At 45.3% G+C, this 14973-nt stretch carries 15 protein-coding genes; 14 read left to right on the forward strand and 1 reads right to left on the reverse strand.

Annotated features, from left to right (window positions below; all coding sequences use genetic code 11):
- From F459_RS0117120 to F459_RS0117165, 10 genes are all read left to right on the forward strand, one after another.
- On the forward strand, positions 1-221 hold a 221-nt coding region (locus F459_RS0117120), incomplete at its 5' end, for a transposase (protein WP_020613936.1).
- Positions 222-574: 353 nt separating this feature from the next.
- Positions 575-1390: a DUF6675 family protein gene (locus F459_RS0117125; protein ID WP_020613937.1), complete on the forward strand. Its 816-nt coding sequence runs from the start codon at positions 575-577 to the stop codon at positions 1388-1390.
- Positions 1387-2397 (forward strand): NAD-dependent epimerase/dehydratase family protein, encoded by a 1011-nt coding sequence (locus F459_RS0117130; RefSeq protein ID WP_020613938.1) that lies wholly within the window; start codon positions 1387-1389, stop codon positions 2395-2397. The genes F459_RS0117125 and F459_RS0117130 overlap by 4 nt, the downstream gene beginning before the upstream one ends.
- Positions 2398-2433: 36 nt before the next feature.
- The gene (locus F459_RS0117135) at positions 2434-3189 is read left to right on the forward strand and encodes a glycosyltransferase domain-containing protein (RefSeq protein WP_020613939.1); all 756 of its coding nucleotides are present in this window, start codon (positions 2434-2436) and stop codon (positions 3187-3189) included.
- A gap of 12 nt (positions 3190-3201) precedes the next feature.
- Complete coding sequence (rfbC, locus tag F459_RS0117140; protein ID WP_020613940.1) at positions 3202-3759, forward strand: dTDP-4-dehydrorhamnose 3,5-epimerase; 558 nt, start codon at positions 3202-3204, stop codon at positions 3757-3759.
- Positions 3756-4637 (forward strand): dTDP-4-dehydrorhamnose reductase, encoded by an 882-nt coding sequence (gene rfbD / locus F459_RS0117145; protein WP_020613941.1) that lies wholly within the window; start codon positions 3756-3758, stop codon positions 4635-4637. Before rfbC ends, rfbD begins: the two co-directional genes overlap by 4 nt.
- A gap of 40 nt (positions 4638-4677) precedes the next feature.
- Entirely contained in the window at positions 4678-6063 is a 1386-nt protein-coding gene (locus F459_RS0117150) for a capsule assembly Wzi family protein (protein ID WP_020613942.1), read from the forward strand.
- A 16-nt stretch (positions 6064-6079) separates the two neighbouring features.
- On the forward strand, positions 6080-7384 hold the full coding sequence (locus tag F459_RS0117155) for a lipopolysaccharide biosynthesis protein (RefSeq protein WP_245540214.1): 1305 nt from the start codon (positions 6080-6082) through the stop codon (positions 7382-7384).
- Complete coding sequence (locus F459_RS0117160; protein ID WP_020613944.1) at positions 7374-8351, forward strand: glycosyltransferase family 2 protein; 978 nt, start codon at positions 7374-7376, stop codon at positions 8349-8351. The genes F459_RS0117155 and F459_RS0117160 overlap by 11 nt, the downstream gene beginning before the upstream one ends.
- Complete coding sequence (locus F459_RS0117165) at positions 8338-9483, forward strand: glycosyltransferase family 4 protein (RefSeq protein WP_020613945.1); 1146 nt, start codon at positions 8338-8340, stop codon at positions 9481-9483. Before F459_RS0117160 ends, F459_RS0117165 begins: the two co-directional genes overlap by 14 nt.
- Here the strand turns inward: F459_RS0117165 and F459_RS0117170 are convergent.
- A complete protein-coding gene (locus tag F459_RS0117170) occupies positions 9473-10594 on the reverse strand; it encodes a glycosyltransferase family 4 protein (RefSeq protein WP_020613946.1) in 1122 nt (373 codons plus the stop codon). The two genes, F459_RS0117165 and F459_RS0117170, sit on opposite strands and share 11 nt — an antisense overlap.
- A gap of 68 nt (positions 10595-10662) precedes the next feature.
- Here F459_RS0117170 and F459_RS0117175 point away from each other — a divergent pair, with 68 nt between their 5' ends.
- The 4 genes from F459_RS0117175 to F459_RS0117190 are packed head-to-tail and all read left to right on the forward strand — an operon-like array spanning position 10663 to position 14973.
- Complete coding sequence (locus tag F459_RS0117175) at positions 10663-11742, forward strand: glycosyltransferase (RefSeq protein WP_020613947.1); 1080 nt, start codon at positions 10663-10665, stop codon at positions 11740-11742.
- A gap of 5 nt (positions 11743-11747) precedes the next feature.
- A complete protein-coding gene (locus F459_RS0117180; RefSeq protein ID WP_020613948.1) occupies positions 11748-12476 on the forward strand; it encodes a CDP-alcohol phosphatidyltransferase family protein in 729 nt (242 codons plus the stop codon).
- On the forward strand, positions 12457-13863 hold the full coding sequence (locus F459_RS0117185) for an undecaprenyl-phosphate glucose phosphotransferase (protein WP_020613949.1): 1407 nt from the start codon (positions 12457-12459) through the stop codon (positions 13861-13863). Before F459_RS0117180 ends, F459_RS0117185 begins: the two co-directional genes overlap by 20 nt.
- On the forward strand, positions 13864-14973 hold the full coding sequence (locus F459_RS0117190; protein ID WP_020613950.1) for a glycosyltransferase family 4 protein: 1110 nt from the start codon (positions 13864-13866) through the stop codon (positions 14971-14973).

Below are 14973 nucleotides of genomic sequence, written 5' to 3' on the forward strand. Positions count from 1 at the left end.
TGGAGCACTGGAAAAGAATCAGGACCAACAATGGACTTGAAAGAATCATGCGAGAAATCAGAAGGAGGACACGAGTAATCGGTTCATTCCCTGATGGAGAATCTGCCCTGATGCTGGTCTCGGCCCGGCTGCGTCATATTTCAGGTTCTACATGGAGTGAACGGAAGTATCTGAATATGGACCTGCTGATTGATTACGATCGGGAGGATCAGGTCTCATAAGTAAATTCTTCAGATTGAGGCAAAAAGAATTTGCGCAAGTTTATTGACACTACCCTTTCGCCAATTATTGCAAAAAATTGAAGCGACAACTACGCGCTACCCGCCAATAATTCGTGCTTTGCATGACACCCGTAGTGCTTGGCCGAACAATGGGCCGTTATCTTCAAAAAGGGAGGCCGTCGGCGTTCGTAATCTTATGAATGATTTTATTCAAAGGAACCGCTACGAGACAGTTTGGAATAATGATATGTTTGAGATCTTGCTTCCGGCGTCAACACAATCCTCGCCATTCTTTTAGAATAGTCGGGGCGCTTTAATAGTAATCTATAGACTTTTTGTGTTACTTTTACATTATGAAACAGCAAAAAATCAACATCTGGTATCCCATTAATGGTTTTTCTCTGATTCTCTTTCTTATAATGGGAACTCCTCTTTTCGCGGTCCCTTTCTCCGCACTATCCGACCATCCCGATGGCGATTATCCTCTGCATGATACGATTCGTTGGGAAGAGGGAGAGATACCTATCCTGACATTGCTTCCTGATGTGCCTGGTGCCGATGCCTTGCGAGAGCGGTTTTTCGACTACCGGCCGGAGGTTACGGTTCAGAAACTGTATCGTATAACGCTTCCCACCCAATTGGATCTTTCGGATAGGGAACTTTTTACCGCAGTGGTGAACGTTCTTGGCACTCCGGAAACACAAGTAGGTTATACCTATCACAGTTCCAGGCGGGATGAGGATGTCGTTTTGTTTGAGGAGACATATATTTCGGATAAGAAGGGGAAAAGGAAGGATTCTTTTTCCTACACGCCTGAGGATGTACCTCAGTCAATTTCATACTACCAATATGTCGACGAGGCAAATTTTTCCGGAACTGTTTTGAAGGAAGAAATTGAGGTTGGTGACGACTTTCTTAGTTTTCGTTCGACAAATATTGAACGGATGTGGTACACCATTGTCCCTGTTCTGAAAGCCGGAGGAACTCGAAGCGAAATGCTGATGTTCACTGCCGATGGATATCTGTATGTGTACAGTGCAAGTCAAGTCGAAGAAGAACCGGGAGCGAGAAAGCTGGGTGTTCCCATTCATTTGCCGAGTATGTTCGGAAAGCGGATGGATGTGATGGCAACATGGCTGGAAGACCAATTGATGCAGAGGCTGAAGTGAAGAAAATACTTGTAACAGGAGCGGCGGGGTTTATCGGTCATGCAACCGTCTGCACATTGCTTGATGCAGGATGGGCGGTTGTCGGTATCGATTCGATCAATGACTATTATGATACAGCCTTGAAATATGCACGCCTTCATACGACCGGTATCGGGGAGAAGGTTGTGGAATATGGAAAAATGATAGGTTCTTCCCGTTACCCCGAATACCGTTTTATGCAATTGGCCCTTGAAGATAAAGATGTCGTTACCCGTCTTTTTCGGGAAGAGAATTTTGATGTTGTCTGTAACTTGGCGGCGCAGGCCGGGGTTCGTTATAGTCTGGAAAATCCTTTTGCGTATGCGGATAGCAATTTGACTGGGTTCCTTTCGATTCTTGAGGCATGCCGTCATGCCGACGTCCCGTATCTTGTGTATGCATCAAGTTCCAGTGTCTATGGGGAAAATCGTTCGGTTCCTTTTCGGGAAAGCGATCGGGTTGATAATCCGGTCAGCTTGTACGCTGCCACTAAAAAAGCCAACGAGCTTATGGCATCTGCCTATAGTCGCCTATACGGCTTTTCTACTGTGGGGCTCCGCTTTTTTACCGTATACGGTCCTTGGGGGCGTCCCGATATGGCTCCGACACTTTTTCTTTCCGCAATGTTTGAAGGCAGGCCCATCAAGGTATTCAATAACGGTAATATGAAGCGGGATTTTACCTATATCGACGATATTGTTTCAGGGGTTGTCCAGGTTATTTCTTCTCCTAAAAATGATGGCTCCCACACTCTCTACAATATAGGGAGGGGGAAACCTGTCGATCTCACGGAATTCATCGACCTGCTTGAGAAATATTCCGGACGTAAGGCCCAAAGGAATTTACTTCCTATACAGCCGGGCGATGTTCCTATCACCTGGGCCGATACCTCCTGCCTGGAACGGGATTTCGCCTACAAGCCCTCTACGCCTGTGGAAACGGGGGTAGCAAAATTTGTTGAATGGTATCGCGATTTTTACGGCGAGTAGCGTGCCCATGATGAATCGTAAAGCGGGATAGTAATCTTGGCACGCAATGTTGTATATACTGCAATCTTCAATAATTACGATCGTTTAAAGCCCATCAAATTTCATGCGACGCATTGTGATTTCGTATGTTTTACTTCATGTGATAAAAGGAAAAAATATCGGGGGTGGACGCTCATACCTTTTTCTGACGACAGATTTGATGCTGTTATGAGCAATAGATTTCTTAAGATTCATCCGCATCTTGTGCTGGGGCAATATGAAAAATCATTATATATAGACGGGAATATTGAAGTTTTGCAGGATCCTTCCCGCCTCTTAGATACTATTTTATTACAAGAGAGGATTGCTGCACCCCAGCACCGCATGAAAAACTGTGCCTATGAAGAGGGCGAGTATTGTATCAAGATCAATAAGGCTCCTCAAAAAGATGTTCTCGATCAATTAGCCAACTACGAGGCCGCTGGATTTCCTCGGAACTGGGGATTGACAGAGAATAACCTTTTAGTGCGGAGGCATAATGATCCTGAGGTAATAAAGCTTATGGATTGTTGGTGGGAACAATTGCAGAGATGGTCAAAAAGAGATCAGATATGTTTCCCTTTTTGCCAATGGCAAACAGGTATAACCGTGAAAGCAATTGCATTGGATATACGATTGCCCAATAGGTATTTCAGATGGTGGCAACACGATACTAAAGCAATTGGTATGATAAGAAGACAATATCGAATCCTGAAGAAAAAAATTATGTGGCGATTATATCGTTTTAGAGAGAAAAATTGCAGCATTTTATGATGGGGGATTGTAATGCCGTTTGAATTCAAAAGGTTGGCCATTGAAGGGCTTGTCGTTGTACAACCACATGCCTTTGCGGATGAGCGGGGATTTTTCATGGAAACGTATAAAGCATCTGCATTTCAGACGGCTGGTATTCATGAGATATTTGTGCAAGATAATCATAGTCGATCACGAAAAAACGTAGTGCGAGGATTACATTTTCAGCGGACTCCTCATGGTCAGGGGAAATTGGTTCGATGTGTCGCTGGGGTGGTGTGGGATGTTGCCGTTGATTTACGGGTTGGGTCTCCTACCTATAAACAATGGTATGGCCTGGAACTTTCTGCAGAAAACAAGCGCATGTTTTTTTTGCCGCCAGGCTTTGCTCATGGATTCGCTGTATTAAGCGATACTGCAGAGTCGGTCTATAAAGTAACTGCTGAATACGCTCCAGAAAGCGACGGAGGGATACGGTGGAATGATCCCGACATAGGAATCAAGTGGCCTATTAGTGAAGATGAAGCTTTGATTTCGGAAAAAGATAGAGGCCTCCCATGGCTTAGCGACTTGGAAGAACCATACGCATGATATGGTTAGTTGGATGCAAGGGATTACTTGGACGGGAGGTTGCTGATGTTTTGGAAAGGAAACAACTACAATATATCGGTACCGATATAGAAGTTGATATCACTGATAGTGAGGTAGCCAAAAAATTTGTAGCACAGCAAAATGGCATCGATTGGATTATTAATTGTGCAGGCTACACCGCTGTAGATAAGGCTGAAGATGAACCTGAGGCTACCGAAAAATTGAACGTCTTCGGGCCTCGTTATTTAGGAATGGCGGCTGAAGAGATTGGTGCAAGGATTATTCACGTCTCAACGGACTACATATTTGGTTCTACAGGGGATTCGATTGACAGGCCGCTGGAGGAATGTGATCCTGCTGCTCCTGAGTGTGTGTACGGCCGGACCAAATTGGCTGGGGAGTTTGCAATAAAGAAGGCAACTCGACGTGCCTTTATAATTCGTACAGCCTGGCTCTATGGTACGTGGGGAAAGAATTTTGTATTCAGTATGCTGCAGCTATTCAAAGAACGCAGCATGGTCAAGGTTGTCCGGGATCAAATTGGCTGCCCGACTTGGAGCCGTGTAATGGCCGAATTTATTGCCGAAATAATCGAAAGGAATTCCGATAACTATGGGGTATACCATTTTTGTGGGAGAGGGCAAGCTAGTTGGTATGAATTCAGTTTGGAAATTGCCCGTTTAGCGCAAGAATTGGGTATCCAAAAAAAACGAGTTTTAATCGAACCTTGCACCAGCGATGAATTTGCTTCTCGGGCGAAACGACCAAAATGGTCTGTATTATCGACGGTTGCAACTGAAGCGGCTTTCGGTATAAAGACAAAACCATGGCAAGAGAGCCTTGGTAAGTTCATGAGCATGATAAACGAACAACATTAGTGTTATAGGTAATGTTTCTATGCGGAGAATAATATGTATATTGATATGCCTTGTTTTTTTTCATCCCCTGTTTTCTTTTTCGGAATTATTACCTGCAACGATACGAATTGAAAATAGCTTCCTTTTGGGATCGGGCGATGATCTTCCCCATTGGCTTACTGCCAATAGCTGGGGTACAACCGAAGATACGGATATACAGGATGTAATAGACATCTCATTTGCTCAACTTTTTAAAATAAACGACATAATCAGCTTCATCTACGGTTTTGATGTCGCGACTAATGTATCTGAATCTTCGAGTATATCGATCGAAGAATTATACTACCAGTTCAACCTCTACGGCTTTTCGGTGTATGCCGGAAAAAAAAGGCAAACCTTGGGCGACGTGTATGAACCTCTTTCCACTGGTTCAATGGTGGTAAGCGAACATGCATCACCAATACCACGCATAAGCGCCGGTTTTTTCGACTATGTTCCTGTTCCCTTTACACGCAATATCCTTGAGGTAAAGGGATTAATCTCCCATGGTTGGTTCCAGGGAGATCGTTATACGGACGGTATTTTGCTGCATGAAAAAGCTCTTTACGGGAAGATAAATCTTCCCTTTGGGATTTCACCCTATGTCGGTTTGGTTCATGAAGCCATGTGGGGTGGTTCAAATGATATAGGAGAAGACGGCGGTATTACCTGGGAGAATTTCTGGCGTATTTTTTTCGCAGACGAAGGGGGCGACGATGCCCCGACAAATGAACAGCTCAATAGGTTGGGCAATCATCTCGGTATCTGGGATTTCGGAATTTATGGCGAGATTGCAGGTCTTGACCTGCACGCCTATTATCAACACTTTTTTGAAGATCGAAGCGGATTGAAATTCTTCCAGAATGGAATTGATGGCCTATGGGGGCTTTCGATCGAACATCTGCCCTTTCATTATATTGATACGTTCCTGTATGAGTATGTACAAACTACTGACCAAAGTGGTGATGTTCATAATATTGGTGATGAAATCTTAGGCGGTTTTGATCGTTACTACGACAACTGGTTTTATCAAAACGGTTGGACCCACCTCAATTCGGTGATTGGAAACAGCTTCTTTTCGACTATTGGGTCTGATGAAGATTTGAAAATTGCCAACAACCGTATGAAGATCCATCATGTGGGAATACATGGGAGCATCGCAGCCCTTCTTGAATATACCGCGCTCTGTTCTTTTGCCCGCTATTATCCGGCATATGTTCTTGATGCTGACAATAATCTTGTAAGCTTGTATGACAGGGAAGAATATCTCATACATACCTATTTCGAATTGGAGCGTAAGAGTTTGTTTAATTATGGCTATCTATCCGGTCGAATAGGTATCGGTTATGATTTTGGTTCATTAGAAGATTCCTTTGGTCTTCTGATTTCGGCAGAGTGGAATTTTTGACCCAAAAGCTATGACTATGATCAAAAAATGGTTCAGCGATACATTTTTTAAGCGATTAATAAAAAATGTATCCGTTTTAATATCGGGCAATGTTGTTGCCTCGCTCTTTGGGATTATCTCCATGACCATAGCGATGAAATCCCTAGGGGCCCTTGCGTATGGATCCTTTATCCTGATTCAGACCTATATTCTTTCTATTGATGGATTGCTTAATTTCCAATCCTGGCAAGCACTTATAAAATATGGATCTGATGCAATTTCGGAAAATAATCAATCCGAACTAAAAAAATATATCAAGTTAGGTTTCTTGCTTGATGTTGCCAGTGCTGTATTAGGCCTTCTTTGTGCCCTCTTGTTAGTGAAATTCGCCGGTAGGTGGTTCCGTTGGGATGGCACAACGCAACGTTTAGCCACGATCTATTCGCTCTTTATTATTTCTCACATTTACGGTACGCCAATCGGCATATTACGGCTTTTTAACCGCTTTTCGTTGATTTCTGTACAAAAAATTGCAATGTCGATAACAAAAGTAATAGTACTGTTACTTTTGCTGATAAAAGGAATCAATCTTTATAACTACACGCTTGCGGTTTTGGCCATTGAAGTGTTCGGTAATTTATTGTTGGTTGCTTTCTCGTTGTATACGTTGAAGGCCGAGGGGCTGGAGGACTGGATGTATGGCTCCATAAAGAAGAGCAAGCAATTCCTTCAGTTTTCTATCTGGAGTAATCTCAATACCACCATTGCCTTGCCCGTAAAAGAATTCGATAAAATACTTGTAGCAAAACTGATATCCAAAGAAGCTCTTGCTGTATACGATTTATTTAAGAAGATATCTCAAATCCTTTCGAAATTTGTTAATCCGATATATCAGGCGATCTATCCCGAATTGGCAAAGTTAATCGCGGATGGAAAGTTAAAAAAGGCTATCCATAGTTTCTTCAAGATTGTTATTATAATATTCAGCACTTCCATTGTTCCTGTGATAGTATTTACTTTTTTATCCAAAAATATTCTTGCCTATTTGTTTAGTAAAAATTTTATTCACTACTGGTATGTTCTAAGTATGTATGTTTTTATTCGTATGATAGGAGTTTCTTTTACGGCCCTTGATCCTTTGGTTACAGCAATGGGCCTTATACAGCATAGGTTCTGGATTACCTGCATTGCAAATTGCTTGTATTTGGTGGTCGCTTGGTTTTTAGGCTCCCAGTACGGCCTTTTAGGCATTACCTTTGCTTTAGGTCTACAGTCGTTTATGACAATTGCGATAAAACTAATTATTGTTCAGCAAAAGAGTTCCAACAGTAATGAAAGATGATAATAAGCTCATATCGGTAATGATTCCAACGTATAATCAAGAACACTTTATCGCTCAGGCTGTGGATGGAATATTGAGGCAGGATTATGAAAATATTGAGGTAATCATATCTGATGATTGCTCTACCGATGGCACATTTGAAAAGATAAAATCGTTCCTCGATGATCCTCGCATTAGTTATTATCGAAACGAAGTTAACATAGGAAGGGTTGAGAATTATAGAAAAACCTTATATGAACGAACGCACGGGGATTGGGTCATTAATGTCGATGGCGATGATATCCTTACCGAACGTCATTATTTTTCGCATGCGATGAAGATTGCACAAGAAAATAAAAATATTTCCATTATCTATGCTGATAAGGGTGTCATATCTACTGACCAGGCTCCATCTTATAAAAGTACCTTATCTGAGACAGATTTTAGAATTTTGTTGGGAGAGGAGATTTTCCTTTCATATTGGAAGAAGCATTATCAACTAAATCATTTAACGGCTCTTTATGACCGGGAACTAGCGCTTTCCATAGATTTTTATTGCTCTGATATTATCAGTTCCGATTTGGAGTCTCTTTTACGCTTACTTCCCGGGCATAATGTCGTATATATTCCGAAGATAGTTGGCATGTGGAGAAGCCATGGTGATAATGCGAGCAGAATCCAGGATGTGGATGCCCGCTTGGAAAACATCACCTACGTGATGACAGTATATAATTATTTGAAAGAACATAATTATTATTCGCGAATCAAAAGAGAGTACTGGAAAAATAAGATGCTCTATTATCGTATCAGATCGAGTATCGCAATTTTGCTGGCAAAAGAGGGCGTGAAGGGTGGATTCGAATTCTGGAGAAAATCATTATCGCAATATCCTTTGCTGACACTTTTGTCTGCATTTGATGCGCGTACGATATACCATCTATTGCAAAGATGGCTTCCCCTGTTTCGAGCGGAACATGAAGAAATATAGAATATTAGGCCTCTTATTAAATAATGAGCTCCGAACCGGCGGGCACCGTCGTTATTTGGAGCTCCTTTCGGGGCTTGCGGCAAAGGGACACAGCGTCCACGTTGTAGTGAATCAGGACATGCAACTCCCCTTTACCGTGGAATGCACGCTGCTGCCAATCTCCGTAAAAAGCGGCCGTAAAAGGGCTGTAGCGTTTCAAAAAAGCGTGCGCCAAAATGTCGGGAACATCACTGAGCGTGTTCCGGCTATAGATCTTGTTGTGGTCTTTGGTGAAACACACTATTTTGCAGGGCTATTCCTCAAGAAATACTATCATGCAAAGCTGCTTTTCTCTTTTCGCAGCAATGTTATCCAGGAGGACCTTTACAAGCTAAAAAGTGAGAACATGAACATAGGCGGCCGGTTAAAACTATGTGTGGAGATGGGAAAATATTGGTGGTATGAAAAGCTAATCGCCAAGAATGCCGATATGATCATATTCCAAAGCAGATACGATCAAGGTTCTTTTCTATCGAGAAATGGTTCTGCCGGTGAAAAGTGCAGGATAATCGGTGGAAATATCTGTACACCGTGGTTTGCCGCAGAATTTTCTGGAGCAAACAAGAGCAGATCTCTTCGTAATATCCTTTATATCGGCAGCATCAACATGCGCAAGGGGATTCGCTTTTTGCTGGATGCCTTTGAATTGCTGTGTGCCGATAACAATGATCTTACACTGACTATAATCGGTTTCGGTCCCGATGAGGAGAAGTTACGAGATCGCGTTTTGCATTCTACCGCTCGCAAGCAGATTAATGTCGTGGGGAGATGCAGAGATCCCTTTCCCTACTTGCAGGACACGGATGTGCTGGTCGTCCCTTCATTGTTCGACAGCTATCCCAATGTCGTATTGGAGGCGATCTTCACGGAGACTGCGCTCCTCGCCTCACGAACCGGAGGCATTCCGGAGATGCTGGAATACGACGAGCTCCTATTCGAGCCCGGATCGGCCGTGGCGATTCAAACGCGAATAGAAGGGCTGTATGATGAAAAAGCCTTTTCCCGTAATAAGGCCTTGGTAAAAAAACTTCGAGCCAAATTTGAATTCGACTGGGTCGCGGAATTCGAGAAGCTCATATATGCTATTCTGTAACCCCTGCCAGCTTTTCCCAGACATCCAACATCTTTCGGGCACTTGGAACCCAGCTTTTGAAGCTTTCCGCATGCTGAAGCCCGCGTCGGATCAATTCCCGTCGTTGTGTCGTATCGGAAACAAGCTGTTCAAACAGGTTCGCCAGTTCGTGGAAATCCTGGGGATCTTTCATCACCAGAGCTGCATCCCCTACAATTTCGGGAATTGCGAAAATTGGCGAGGTGATGACCGGGCAACCACAGGCCATTGCTTCGATATTGGGCATGCCGAATCCTTCGGCCAATGATGGAAACACGAAAAGCTTTGCACTGTTGTAAAGTTGAACAGCCTCTTCTTCCTCTACAAACCCGGCAAGAATGACCCGATTTTCTATGTTGAGACGTTGTAGTTCGGCACGAACCCTTTCGTTTTCCCATCGTCCTCCACCAATGACCAGCTTCATCCCGGAGTCGGTCCGTTTTTTTATAAATTCGGCAAAGGCACGCAAAAGAGTCCAGGGGTTTTTCCGCTCTGAAAAACGGCTTAAGTGAAAAATAAACGGTTCTCCGGGCTTCAGAAGCAAACGTTCCGGTGGCCGCCGCTCGTCCTCCGGCAGCAGCCGGTAGGCACTGTTAACAGCGTTATAGCAAACGCTCACCCGTTCCGGATGTACTCGAAAGTGCTCGACAAAGTAATTCTTGCTGGTTTGTGATACGGTAATAATATGGTCCATCTTCCGGGCATAGTATGGTACAAGTACTCTTTCGTGCAGCATTTCGGCATGTCCATAGAATTGGGGGACTAAAAGCTGCTCGACTCCATGGATGGTTGCCGTTTTCTTGCCCGCAGTGGCCCATATAGGGGCGAATACCGTCAGCGGAGTGAAATGAAGGACATTAAAATGGTGTCGGCGGAGAATTGCCGCCGCACGCAGGGGATTGCGGGGAATGAGGATCTCTTCGTCCACTTGTTTGTAGATCGAATTCTCGCTTGTTTCGTAGTGGATGAACACAAAGCGGAGTTTGGTATTCAGTTCCAGGATATGCTTCATCATTTCATGCAAATGATGGCCGCTCCCGCTTGTCCAATTGTCAAGTTGCTTTGAAAATACACCTATGGTAGGGTGGTTCATAGCTTACCCTCCGTCCGGGTAGCTTAGCGTATCCGGAGACAGAGAGCAAGCAGAAAGAGGTTAACGTAATGGCTAAGATTACCGTGCTGTCTATCTATGATCGTATTGCCTGCTTTCACACCTTACGGCCTTTCCTTCTTTATCGTGATCAAAAACTTTTCGATTACACAAACTCTGTTGATTTTTGCTTGCAGCGTGATCGTAATCGGATTCTCGTTATGGTTCGCTGGTTTCTTAAACCCGACCGGGTCGATATGGAGGTGATGCGTCGCCTTCGTGATAAATATGATCGCATCATTTTTTTTCATGATGATGCCGGCGGAGGGATACCCCGTGCACAGGTGTTGCCCTATGTAGACCGCTTTTATCAGAAAGCACTATTCCGGGATCGTTCTCTATACCAGCGTTCTCTCTACGGAAAGGAACTTTACTCCGACTATTTCCATCGCGAGCATGGTGTTGATGATCCGGACCCGATAACAAGGGCGGCGGTAGAAGATGCCGAACAATTAAAGAAACTAAGGCTTTCGTGGAATATCGGTATCGGTCAGTTCCCCAAAAGAAAGTACCGACAGCGTTTTGCCGTGGCTATGGCACGTCTGGTGGATCTCAAGCTTGTGAGAGCCTTTCATTCCCCTGTCCGCCGTGTCGCTTTTTCCAAGCTTTTCTCTGAGGAACGTGATATCGATGTACACGCACGCCTGGGATTGGTAAAGCAACCCAGCCTTGCGGAGCACCGCCGACTTATTTTACAAAAGATAGAGGGGGATCCTCGTTTTCTCACAGGTGAGGTTGGTCAGCGCCAATACAATCACGAATTGTCCAGGTCCCGAATAGTCCTCTCCCCCTTCGGCTGGGGTGAGCTCTGTTTTCGGGACTTCGAAGCGGTTCTTTCCGGTGCGGTCTTGCTCAAACCGGATATGAATCATTTGGAGACCTGGCCCGATATATTTGTTGCTGGTGAAACCTATATCCCTTTCGCCTGGGACGCAAAAGACCTGTTGGAAAAAGTAGATGCGATGCTGACGGATGATACCTTTTGCCGACGTATTGCTCAAAACAGCTATACTGCCTATCATGATCAGCTACAAAGACTTGATGAGCGATTTGAAATCATACTCCAAGATATAGTATCCGGGGAGGGGTAATTTCCATGACCCATATTTCAATGAAAGAGATCAGAGATTCGCTCCCGGAAGAAAAGAACCGTGCCGATTCTCTTTGGACTCGTTATATTCTTAGGCCGCTTTCGGTACCCGTTGCCTGGCTTTGTTTACGTTGGGGGCTACGGGCCAATATTGTTTCGTATCTTTCAGCCCTTATTTGCGTGTTTGCCGCTCTTCTGTTTGGATCGGCTTCCTTGGGCTGGGCGATTATTGGGGCTCTTCTTTTTAATGTGTTTGCTGTTCTTGATTGTGCCGATGGAAACATGGCGCGAGCCACTGGTACTACCGGGCCATATGGAGCATGGGCCGATGCAATCGGCGGATATGTGGCCTATGTTACGGTCTTGTTAAGCCTCGGCTATGCTGCCGCCGTTCGAAACGCACTTTTTTTTGCGTGGGAGCCCAAGGGTAATGTCTGGGTATTACTTGGGGGAGTAGCCGCCGCCTCTAATATTCTTATGCGGCTTGCCTTCCAAAGCTACCGAAATATTGCTCCTGAAGGAAAGGCGGAAGCAAAAAAGTCAATCGGTTTGGAAAAACTCCTGAGTGAAAATCTGGGTGTTACCGGGGTGTTGATGCCAGCGCTTTTTGTGGCCCTTCTTGCCGGAGGGCTGGGATATATTATGATTTTTTATACGGTTTTCTATGGGTTGGGATGCGTACTGGTCCTCCTTAAATTGATTCGGAAGGTAGAGCATGTTTCGAGAAAGAAATGAGACCTACATGCTGCTTTTTGTGGTGGTCGATACCTTATCAACCATCCTTGCCTTTTGCGCCGCAGTTGCCGTTCGTTTTATCATTCAGGAAGCAAATCTATTCGAGTTCTATGCCATCGATCTTCGGGAATATATGTATATAGGCCTGGTTCTTGCTTCTTCGCAGGTGATGGTCTTCTATTTTATGGATTTGTATCGTCCGGGGAAGGTTGGCCTGGTAACCGATGAGTTTAATCGGGTAGTACTGGGGACAATCGTCACCATCTTCATGGCGCTGGGTGTTATTTTCTTTCTCAAGACCCATCGATATAGTCGTCTGGTCGTACTCTATTTCGGAATTCTGAATGTCGCTTTTGTTTCCCTCGGCAGGGCTATTGCCAGATTCTTCATTAAGAAAATGCTCTTGAAAGGCCGGCGTATACGCCTTATTCTGGTTCTCGGTACCGGCAGAACCGCAAAGCAGTTCGAAGAGGTAATTCAACGAAACCGGCTTTACGGCTATCTGGTCAAGGCCTTTGTCCGGCTCCCTGAAGAGGGAGAGGTAAAGGTCGAAAACGATAAAATCCTTGGTTCGTTTGAGGACATTCCCCGGCTCCTAACCGAGATCAGGCCTCATCACGTTATCTTTGCATGTGATTCCACCAGCAGTGATATGCTCCAAAGGGCAATACAGATGTGCAATCATGAAGGAATCCATATGCATGTGATACCCAGTTTCAGCGAATTGATTACTTCAAAGGGCCGGCTTGAGAGCCTTGAAGGAATTCCTCTCATCACTTTGCGCGATATCCCTGCTCGAAGGGGCTTTAATCGTTTTTTTAAGCGTTTGTTTGATATTATCTTTTCCCTGTTGTTTATCATCCTTTTTTCTCCCTTTTACATCATTATTGCTCTGGCGATCAGGCTTACATCAAAAGGGCCTGTCTTCCTTTCACAGGAGCGTGTTGGACTCGACAACAAGTTATTCAAGGTACTGAAATTTCGTACCATGTCTGTGCAACAGCCGGGGGATTCCGATATCATCTGGACCACCAAGAACGATCCCCGAGTAACACCTGTTGGTCGAATCTTGCGAAAATTGTCCCTTGACGAAACCCCGCAGTTTTTTAACGTATTTACGGGAACGATGTCGGTCGTCGGCCCCAGACCGGAGCGCCCCTATTGGGTCGAACAATTTAAAGAGCGCTATACCGGCTATATGCAGCGTCACGGCATGAAGGCCGGTATCACCGGATGGGCTCAAGTCAACGGCCTTCGCGGCGATACCTCCATCGAGGAACGGGTGGCCGCCGATATCTATTACATTGAGAACTGGTCGATTCTGCTCGATCTAAAGATTATTCTGCTTACCCCTTTTAAAAGTGTTATCGACAGGAATGCCTATTAGATGAGAATGCACATTTGTTTTATCATAACCCGCGGAGATTCCATCGGCGGTGCCCAGATCCATGTTCGTGATATGGCCATAGCCCTGCGTAAAGATGGTCATGATGCCTCGGTTTTGGTTGGCTCTCCAGGGGATTTGACTGATCAACTGGAGCGAGCAGGGATTCCCTGGGAACATGTCCCTCTCCTTGTTCGTCCCATTCGTCCATGGAAGGATCTTCGCGCCGTTTTCTCTGTCGCTTCGAGGCTTCGGCGTCTGAAGCCCGATCTGGTTTCCTGCCATACCGCCAAAGCGGGTATGGTTGGGCGACTTGCCGCTTTCGTTGCGGGCCGGCCTTCTATTTTTACCGCCCACGGCTGGCAGTTTGCCGATGGAATACCCGGCAAGCAGGCAAAAGCGGTATTGCTTATTGAAAAGCTTATCTCGCCATTGTGCCGCAAAGTCATTACGGTCAGTCGGTATGATTATGATCTTGCTGTGCGCAAACGTGCGGTGAACCCTAAAAAGATGCTTACTATTCACAACGGCCTTCCGTGGATGGAGGATCGGGACAGCTTCGGGGCGTCCCCTGCCGAAAGGCCCTGCCGCTTACTCATGGTCGCCCGGTTTCAGGAGCAGAAAGACCACACCAGCCTTTTGACTGCTCTCGGCGGTTTAAAAGAGCTTTCATGGGAGCTTGATCTGGTCGGAGACGGCCCCGGTATGGAAGCCGAGAAGGAACGTGCCCGGGACTTGGGATTGGAAACGCGTATCGAATTTTCGGGTCAACGGCTAGATGTTCCCGAGCGGATGGAGAAGGCCGATATCTATCTGCTTATCAGCAATTGGGAGGGCTTTCCCCGTAGTATTATTGAGGCAATGCGAGGGGGACTGCCGGTGATCGCCAGCGATGTCGGCGGCTGCAATGAATCGGTTGCCGAGGGGGAGAGCGGCTTTTTGGTTCCCAGAGGCGATGCAGAGCTTTTGCGGAAGCGGATCGCCACACTGATCAACGACTCCGCCCTGCGTCGGCGAATGGGGAGGACCGGTCGCCGGCGTTATGAAGAGTATTTTACCTTTCAGATCATGTATGAGAAAACAGTTGAACTCTATCGTGAGGTTTTGGCGTAA

The organism is Sediminispirochaeta bajacaliforniensis DSM 16054 (assembly GCF_000378205.1).
Lineage (GTDB): Bacteria > Spirochaetota > Spirochaetia > DSM-16054 > Sediminispirochaetaceae > Sediminispirochaeta > Sediminispirochaeta bajacaliforniensis.

Bases quoted from the DNA above. Each gene is read 5' to 3' on its own strand.
- rfbC (WP_020613940.1), top strand. From the start codon at position 3,202: ATGCCGTTTGAATTCAAAAGGTTGGCCATTGAAGGGCTTGTCGTTGTA.
- F459_RS0117180 (WP_020613948.1), top strand. From the start codon at position 11,748: ATGACCCATATTTCAATGAAAGAGATCAGAGATTCGCTCCCGGAAGAA.
- F459_RS0117185 (WP_020613949.1), top strand. From the start codon at position 12,457: ATGTTTCGAGAAAGAAATGAGACCTACATGCTGCTTTTTGTGGTGGTC.
- F459_RS0117160 (WP_020613944.1), top strand. From the start codon at position 7,374: ATGAAAGATGATAATAAGCTCATATCGGTAATGATTCCAACGTATAAT.
- F459_RS0117170 (WP_020613946.1), bottom strand. From the start codon at position 10,594: ATGAACCACCCTACCATAGGTGTATTTTCAAAGCAACTTGACAATTGG.
- F459_RS0117125 (WP_020613937.1), top strand. From the start codon at position 575: ATGAAACAGCAAAAAATCAACATCTGGTATCCCATTAATGGTTTTTCT.
- F459_RS0117175 (WP_020613947.1), top strand. From the start codon at position 10,663: ATGGCTAAGATTACCGTGCTGTCTATCTATGATCGTATTGCCTGCTTT.
- rfbD (WP_020613941.1), top strand. From the start codon at position 3,756: ATGATATGGTTAGTTGGATGCAAGGGATTACTTGGACGGGAGGTTGCT.
- F459_RS0117155 (WP_245540214.1), top strand. From the start codon at position 6,080: ATGATCAAAAAATGGTTCAGCGATACATTTTTTAAGCGATTAATAAAA.
- F459_RS0117190 (WP_020613950.1), top strand. From the start codon at position 13,864: ATGAGAATGCACATTTGTTTTATCATAACCCGCGGAGATTCCATCGGC.
- F459_RS0117165 (WP_020613945.1), top strand. From the start codon at position 8,338: ATGAAGAAATATAGAATATTAGGCCTCTTATTAAATAATGAGCTCCGA.